This is a genomic window from Kitasatospora sp. NPDC004272 (assembly GCF_053603035.1).
Genome location: NZ_JBSGET010000035.1, coordinates 51,204 through 58,439 on the forward strand (window position 1 = coordinate 51,204; position 7,236 = coordinate 58,439).

The 7,236-nt window shown below is 73.2% G+C and carries 6 protein-coding genes and 1 pseudogene; 3 read left to right on the plus strand and 4 right to left on the minus strand.

Annotation, left to right across the window (positions count from 1 at the left end; all coding sequences use genetic code 11):
• Window positions 1-138 precede the first annotated feature (138 nt).
• A complete protein-coding gene (locus ACWEO5_RS13855; RefSeq protein ID WP_452162612.1) occupies window positions 139-1,698 on the minus strand; it encodes a recombinase family protein in 1,560 nt (519 codons plus the stop codon).
• A 71-nt stretch (window positions 1,699-1,769) separates the two neighbouring features.
• Window positions 1,770-2,051 (minus strand): annotated as a pseudogene (locus ACWEO5_RS13860) (flavodoxin family protein); the annotation flags it as partial.
• Between the two features lie 471 nt (window positions 2,052-2,522).
• On the opposite strand from ACWEO5_RS13860, the gene ACWEO5_RS13865 reads away from it, so the two are divergent.
• On the plus strand, window positions 2,523-3,017 hold the full coding sequence (locus ACWEO5_RS13865) for a glutathione peroxidase (protein ID WP_452162613.1): 495 nt from the start codon (window positions 2,523-2,525) through the stop codon (window positions 3,015-3,017).
• A gap of 113 nt (window positions 3,018-3,130) precedes the next feature.
• On the plus strand, window positions 3,131-3,715 hold the full coding sequence (locus tag ACWEO5_RS13870; protein WP_452162614.1) for an isochorismatase family protein: 585 nt from the start codon (window positions 3,131-3,133) through the stop codon (window positions 3,713-3,715).
• Window positions 3,716-3,878: 163 nt separating this feature from the next.
• On the opposite strand, the gene ACWEO5_RS13875 is transcribed toward ACWEO5_RS13870, so the two are convergent.
• Window positions 3,879-4,112, minus strand: a complete 234-nt coding sequence (locus ACWEO5_RS13875) for a hypothetical protein (protein WP_344556354.1) — start codon at window positions 4,110-4,112, stop codon at window positions 3,879-3,881.
• A gap of 299 nt (window positions 4,113-4,411) precedes the next feature.
• Between ACWEO5_RS13875 and ACWEO5_RS13880 the strand changes: the two genes are divergently transcribed.
• Complete coding sequence (locus ACWEO5_RS13880; RefSeq protein ID WP_452162615.1) at window positions 4,412-6,466, plus strand: glycosyl hydrolase family 28-related protein; 2,055 nt, start codon at window positions 4,412-4,414, stop codon at window positions 6,464-6,466.
• Between the two features lie 7 nt (window positions 6,467-6,473).
• On the opposite strand, the gene ACWEO5_RS13885 is transcribed toward ACWEO5_RS13880, so the two are convergent.
• A complete protein-coding gene (locus ACWEO5_RS13885; protein ID WP_452162616.1) occupies window positions 6,474-7,055 on the minus strand; it encodes a GNAT family N-acetyltransferase in 582 nt (193 codons plus the stop codon).
• Window positions 7,056-7,236 lie beyond the last annotated feature (181 nt).

Genomic DNA, 7,236 nt, shown 5'->3' on the forward strand with positions numbered 1-7,236 from the left:
GCCTCCTCACCTCTCGTCGAGTGGTGAGAGCATCCGGATCCGGCGCGGTTTGACTCGGCCGTCTCCCCTTGTCTCGAAGCCCGGCACAGCCGGGGACCGGCCCGCCGCGGTGTGACGGCGGCAGGCCGGCCGTGTCGGTCAGGCTGCCGCGGCGAAGGATCCTTGGTCCTTCGGCTTCCACCACGGGTCGGGCTGGTCGAGCCAGTGGATCTCCACGCGCGCCGGGCCGTCGAACACGTTGCATCCCCGACGGCCCTTCGTCACCACGACCCGGCGGATCACGAGGCGCAGCAACTCGCGTCGCAGCGGCAGGTCGGCCTCTGCCCAGGCATGCCGGATCGCGGCGTCCTCCAAGAGGAATGAGACGTCGAGGCGCTTCGGGCTGGCGTCCGCCACCCTCCGCTTCGCGTTCTCCAAGGCGGTCCGCGCTTCGGCCTGCAGGATCGGCAGGTGTGTGTCGAACGGCGGGTCGAAGAAGCCCGAGGCCTGCTGTTCCACCAACCGCTTGATCCCGGCTTCGGCCGACTTCAACGCGGCTGCGGCTTCCGCGAGTTCAGCTCCGTTGTCCGGCTGCTGGAGGCCCTTCCAGCGCTGGGCGGCCTTCACCAGGAGCGGGTCGTCCGGCTCCGCCGCGTTCATCCAGGAGAACCAGGCTTCGGTCACGTACTCCTCGAGTCGCGCCCGGCTGACCGACACCGGTGCAGGGCAGACATCGCCCTGCACAGCGCGCCAGCACCGGTAGTTCTGCGAATCGGGGGACGCACCGCCCCGGCAGCCGGGGCACTTCACCGCGTCGGTGAGGAGTTCGCGGGTCGTCCCCACCCGGGCGGCCTGGTCAGGGGAGGCGAAAGTGAAGCCGGCCGCGACCTGCCGGGCCCGGGCGAGCAGGTCGGCCGGTACGGGTTCCACACCTTCGGCGAGCACGCTCACCCGGTTCCCGTCGCGGTCCCGGAACGCCTCGAACCGGCCGCGGGTGACCTTCTGCCGACGCGGCGCCACCTGCCAGCCCTCGTAGACCGGGTTGTGCAGGATCCGCGAGATGGCGTTCGCCTGCCACCTTCCGCCGCCCGGGCCGGGGACGGGGTTCGGGCCGGAGTTGAGCGCCTTCGCCACGGACCGCTGCGAGAAGCCGAGCGCGACGCACTTCACCACGTGCAGGACGATCCGCCACGTCTCGGGCGCGTGGTGCAGTTTCCTCGTCCTGTCCGCGCACAGGCCGTAGGGGGCCTTCTGCGTCCACTGGCCGCGGGCCCGCATCGTCGCCTTGGTCGACTTGATGTTGTACGACAGGCGGTTGGAGTACTCGCGGGCCTGTTCGGCGCGGTCGATGATCCAGCGCCGGTCCCGTTCGATCGAGGAGTCCAGCCCCTCGTAGTCGAAGATCACGCGGGCCTTGCCCAGGATCGGCCCGATGTCGTCGATGCCCTTGCGGGTGAACCGGTCCAGGAAGGCGCACCACAGTGCCGGTACTTCGCCCGCCAGGACGGCGGCCAGGGCCTTGTCGAACTCGGGCCGCTCGATGTCGCTCCAGGCGGACAGGTTGTCCACCCACACCTCGCGGACCCGGTACCCCTCCCGCGCGGCCCAGGCCCGACCGGTGTTCTCCTGGGACTGGATGGAGGTCAGGTCACGCGGGTCCTCGTCGCGGACGACGCGCGATTTGCGCAGGTAGAGGTCTACGTACGGCAGGTCGGTCATCACTCGTTCTCCGTCCGGGGCGGGCCATCATGGCACGCGATTGGCGGCAGGCAGAGTGTTCCGCCGGCTCAGACCGGTCCGGCCAGGGTGAGGATGTCGGCGCTCATGATCTGCGAGTAGATGACGGGCCACTCGTCGGTGTCCCAGCCGTGTTCGGTCATGTCGGGCCAGACGCCGGTGGCGATGTCGAGGTCGACGGCGCGCAGCACCTCGACCGTCACGCCCTGGCGTTCCATGATCCCGGTGCTGAGGTCGATCAGCCCCTGGGTGTGGCTGCGCTCGGGGGAGCGCTTGAGCGTGCAGTTGATCACCAGGGCGCGGAGGTCGCGGTAGGAGGTGCCGGTGTCGGTCATCGTGGCGTTCCCTTGCGGCGGAGCGGACGGGGGCGGTCGGGCGGCGGAACGCGCCCGGCTCCCGACTATCCCGCCCCGGCGGGCGGAACGGCCGGACGCCGCACCAGCGGCGGCCGACTCGGCCGCCGCTCACCCGCCCGGCCCCGCCACCGACCGGCCCGGCCCGCCCGGACCGTTCCGCGCCGGCTGCGGCGCCCCTGGCCCCGGCGCCGCCGCAGTGCGTGGCCCTCCCCCTACGGGAGGCGGTCGGGCTGGAGCGGGCCGACCCGGGTGGTGATCGTCCGCTGCGGCCTGGCGGTCGTGCTGACCGGAGCCGTCCGGGCCCTCGGCCTGCTCTTCCTCTAGCGGTCGTCGCCCCCGGCCGGGGAGCGGTGCCGGGCGGGCGACCGGCCGGGAGGCTCCGCCGGGGCGGGGCGGCGGGGTAGGTTCGGGGGTGTTGGCATGTCGTCTCGAAGAAGGCAGGTTCAGGTCATGGCAGATGCGCTGTTCGAACTCCCGATCCGGACGCTGGCGGGCGAGCCGTCCTCGCTGGGCGAGCACCGCGGCAAGGTCCTGCTGCTGGTGAACGTGGCCTCGAAGTGCGGGCTGACGCCGCAGTACGCGGGCCTGGAGCGCCTGCAGAAGACGTACGGGGAGCGCGGGTTCACGGTGCTCGGGTTCCCGTGCAACCAGTTCATGGGGCAGGAGCCGGGGTCGGCGGAGGAGATCCAGGAGTTCTGCTCGACCACGTACGGGGTGTCCTTCCCGCTGTTCGAGAAGATCGACGTGAACGGGGCGGAGCGGCACCCGGTGTACGAGCGGCTGACCGAGGTCGCGGACGCGACCGGCGAGGCCGGGGACGTGCAGTGGAACTTCGAGAAGTTCCTGGTGTCGGCGGACGGCGAGGTGGTCGGGCGGTTCCGGCCGCGGACCGAGCCGGAGTCGGCGGAGCTGGTGGCCGCGATCGAGGCGCAGCTGGCGGGCTGAGCCGGAGCCCGGCGGCCCGGGGCCCGGACGTCCGAACTGTACAGGTAACCTGCGCAGTGGAACTGGACAGTCCGGGCCCCGGGCCGTCCGCACGCCCCGACGAAAGGCCCGCCGTGTCCGTCACCGCGCTCGACCCGAACACCGCCCTGGTCGTCATCGACCTCCAGCAGGGCATCCTGGCCGCCCCCACCGCCCCGCACCCCACCGGCGAGGTGCTGGCCCGCAGCATCGAGCTGGCCGGGGCGTTCCGCGCCGCCAAGCTGCCGGTGGTGCTGGTGCGGGTGTCCTTCGCCGGGGACGGCGGGGACGTGCCGCCCGGCCGCACCGAGCAGAACCGGGGCGGCTCCGGCCCGGCCCGGCCCGAGGGCTGGGACCGGATCTCGGCGGAGCTGGCGGCCCCGTCCGACCTGGTCGTCACCAAGCACAACTGGGGCGCCTTCCACGGCACCGACCTGGACGTGCAGCTGCGCCGCCGGGGCGTGACGCAGATCGTGCTGACCGGCGTGGCCACCAGCCTCGGGGTGGAGTCCACCGCCCGGGCCGCGCACGAGCACGGCTACCACGTGACGCTGGCGGTCGACGCGATGACCGACCTGGACGCGGAGGCGCACCGCAACAGCGTGCAGCGGATCTTTCCGCGGCTGGGCGAGACCGGCACCACCGAGGAGGTCCTGGCCCTGCTGGCGGCGACCCGCTGAACCGACCGAGGCGCAGCACGGAGCCCGGCCCGCCGCACGCGGGCCGGGCTCCGGCCTTTCCGGGCTCCGGCGCCCGCCGGGGCCGGGCTCCGACGGGGCCGGGCTCCGACGTGGCTCCGGCGTTCGGCGGGGTCAGGCCCCGCCGGGCCGGGCTCCGGCGGGGTCAGGCTTCGCCGGGGCGCCAGGCGGGCCACTCCCAGGGGCGGTCGTCCCAGTGGACCCGGACGGGGTCGTGCGGGTCCAGGTCGGGGAAGTGGCGGTGCAGTTCGGGCTCGAACTCCTCGGGGGCCAGCGGCTCCCAGCCCGCGTCCCGGAAGTGGACCAGGCGGTAGCGGCTGTCGGTGCGGAACTCGGCGACCCGGACCAGGGGCTCTTCAGTGGTGCTGTTGCTCGTCATGCGGCCAGCATCGGCCGGGCCCCGGCGGCGCGCACGCCCGTGGCGCGCCGCACGGCGTGTCCCGGGTCCGCACGAGTGGGTCGGGGCGGTTCGGCACGGGGCCCCGGGCCGGTGGGGGCATGCCTGGCGGGTCCGGGCGGCAGGTGGGGCGGCAGGCCGGTCGCACCGCAACGATTGACCCTTCGGTCGCAAGAATCTGACATCAGGTAGAAATTTCCGTGCAACTCTCTTGTGGTCGTGCCGCGTGCGCCCCTACTGTCGGCTCACCTCCACCACGCCTTTCAGAGAGCCGGTCCCCGATGACTGCTGCCCCCGCGTCCCCCTCCCGTTCCGTCCTCCCCCGCTCGGCCCGCGCCGGGGCGGTCGTGGTCGCCTCCGTGCTGGGGCTGGGGGTGGCGCTGTGCGCCCCGGCCGCGCACGCCGCGTCCTCCTCCGGCGGCGCCGCCGTGGTGACCCGGGCCGGGATCGACCCGGCGCTGACCGCGGGCCGCGGCGCCCGGGTGGACTTCCAGGAGCAGGAGGCCGAGAACGCCGCCACCACCGGCAGCGTGATCGCCGCCGACCGCACCGCGTACACCCTGGCCGCGGAGGCCTCCGGCCGCAGCGCGGTGAAGCTGGCCCCCGGCCAGTACGTGGAGTTCACCCTGCCCGCGGCCGCCAACGCGATCACCGTCCGCTACAGCCTGCCGGACGCGGCGAACGGCGGCGGGATCACCGCCCCGCTGGACGTCACGGTGAACGGCAAGGACCGCCGCCAGCTGTCGGCCACCAGCCAGTACTCCTGGCTGTACAACCAGTACCCGTTCAGCAACGACCCGCAGGCCGGGCTGCTGCACCCGGACTGGTGGATCACCGAGTGCGGCTGCGTGCCCGCCGCGACCACCCCCGCGCCGACCGTCTCCACCCCGTTCCGCCCCGGCCACGTGTACGACGAGCAGCGGCTGCTGCTGGGCCGCACCTACAAGGCGGGCGACAAGGTCCGGATCGCGCTGCCCGCCGGGTCGAAGGCGCCGTGGGCCGCGATCGACCTGCTGGACTCGCAGCTGGTCGCCGCCCCGCACGTCGAGCTGAAGGCCGTCAACGTGCTGGCGACCGGCGCCGACCCGACCGGCCGGCGCGACTCGGCGGACGCCATCGACCGCGCGGTCAAGCTCGCCAGGACCCTGCACCTGCCGGTCTACCTGCCGCCGGGCGTCTTCCAGGTCAACCGGCACCTCGTGGTCGACGACGTGACCGTGATCGGCGCGGGCAGCTGGTACACCGTGCTCAAGGGCACCCAGCAGACCCTCGCCGCCCCCGCGCCGGACGGCAGCGTGCACACCGGCGTCGGCGTCTACGGCAAGGACGCGGCGCAGGGCGGCAGCCACGACGTCCACCTGTCCGGCTTCGCCATCGAGGGCGACGTCCGGGAACGGATCGACACCGACCAGGTCAACGGCGTCGGCGGCGCGTTCAGCGACTCCAGCATCGAGGGCCTGTACATCCACCACACCAAGGTCGGCATCTGGCTGGACGGCCCGATGAAGAACCTGAAGGTCACCGGCAACCAGATCGCCGACCAGATCGCCGACGGCATCAACTTCCACACCGGCGTGGCCGACTCGGTGATCCGGGACAACTTCCTGCGCAACACCGGCGACGACGGCATCGCGCTCTGGTCGGAGAAGACCGCGGACGCCCGCACCGTCATCGACCACAACACCGTGCAGTCGCCGACCCTGGCCAACGCCATCGCCGTCTACGGCGGCACCGACACCACCGTCTCGAACAACCTGGTCGCCGACCCGGTCCGCGAGGGCTCCGGCCTGCACGCCGGCTCCCGGTTCGGCGCCGAGCCGTTCGCCGGGTACCTGCACTTCACCGACAACACCACCGTCCGGGCCGGGACGTACGAGCTGAACTGGAACATCGGCCTCGGCGCGATCTGGTTCGAGGTGCTGGACCGGGACATCGACGCCGACATCGAGGTCACCGGTGACCACTACCTGGACTCCACCTACAACGCGATCATGGCGGTCGCCGAGTGGGGCGTGAAGGACCAGTACAAGCTGTCCAACCTGGCGTTCAAGGACGTGAAGATCGACGGCACCGGCACCTCGGTGCTCAGCGCCCGCGTGGCCGGCTCTGCCAGCTTCGAGAACGTGACCGCCCGCAACGTCGGCGCCGTCGGCATCAACAACTGCGGCACCTTCCACTTCACCCCGACCGGCTCCGAGTTCTCGGTCACCGACCGGGGCGGCAACTCCGGCGGCGGCACCACCGGCGACTGGCTCGCCTCCTGGGAGCTGCCCAACACCCTCACCTGCGACGACCGCCCGCCGGTGGTCGCCCCGCCGGCCCCGTCCGCGTGGTGACGGATGCTCAACTCCCGTTCTGGTCAAGCTGCTTGGCCAGCTTGACGAAGCGCAGATCGGGGCGGAGCGGCACGCCGAAACGCTCGTCCCCGTAGGGGAAGGGCTCGAAGTCGCCGGTACGGGCGAATCCCCGCCGCTCGTACCAGGCGATCAGGTCGGCGCGCTGCTCGATGACCGTCATCTCCATCGCGGTCGCACCCCAGGCGGCCCGGGCCCACTCCTCGGCCCGGGCCAGCACCTGCTGGCCCAGGCCGCCGCCCTGGACCAGCGGGGAGACCGAGAACATGCCGAAGTACGCCGCGCTGCCGCGCCGCTCGACGTGGCAGCAGGCCGCGAGGGCGCCGTCCCGCTCGACCAGCAGCACCACCGAGTCGGGGCGCTCCAGCAGCTCGGCCACCGCGGCCGCGTCGGTGCGCTGCCCCTCCAGCAGGTGCGCCTCGGTGGTCCAGCCCGCCCGGCTGGACTCGCCCCGGTAGGCCGACTCCACCAGCGCCACCAGGGCGGGCACGTCCCCGACCTCGGCGGCCCGGAAGACCGGAACGGGAACCCCTTCGGCGGTCGGGGCGGACGTCGGCTCGGCGGCGGTCATCGGGACTCTCCTCGGGGCGGGTGCGAACGGGCCCCGCGGCGGGGCGCCGGAACCGCCATGGTGCCACAGCGCCCGCCGCCGCCGGGACCGCGCGCGCACCGCCCACGGGACCGCGCGCCCGCCCACGGGACCCGCGCGTCCCCCACCGACCGGCGCGGTCGGCCCCCGGCCCGGGGCCGAC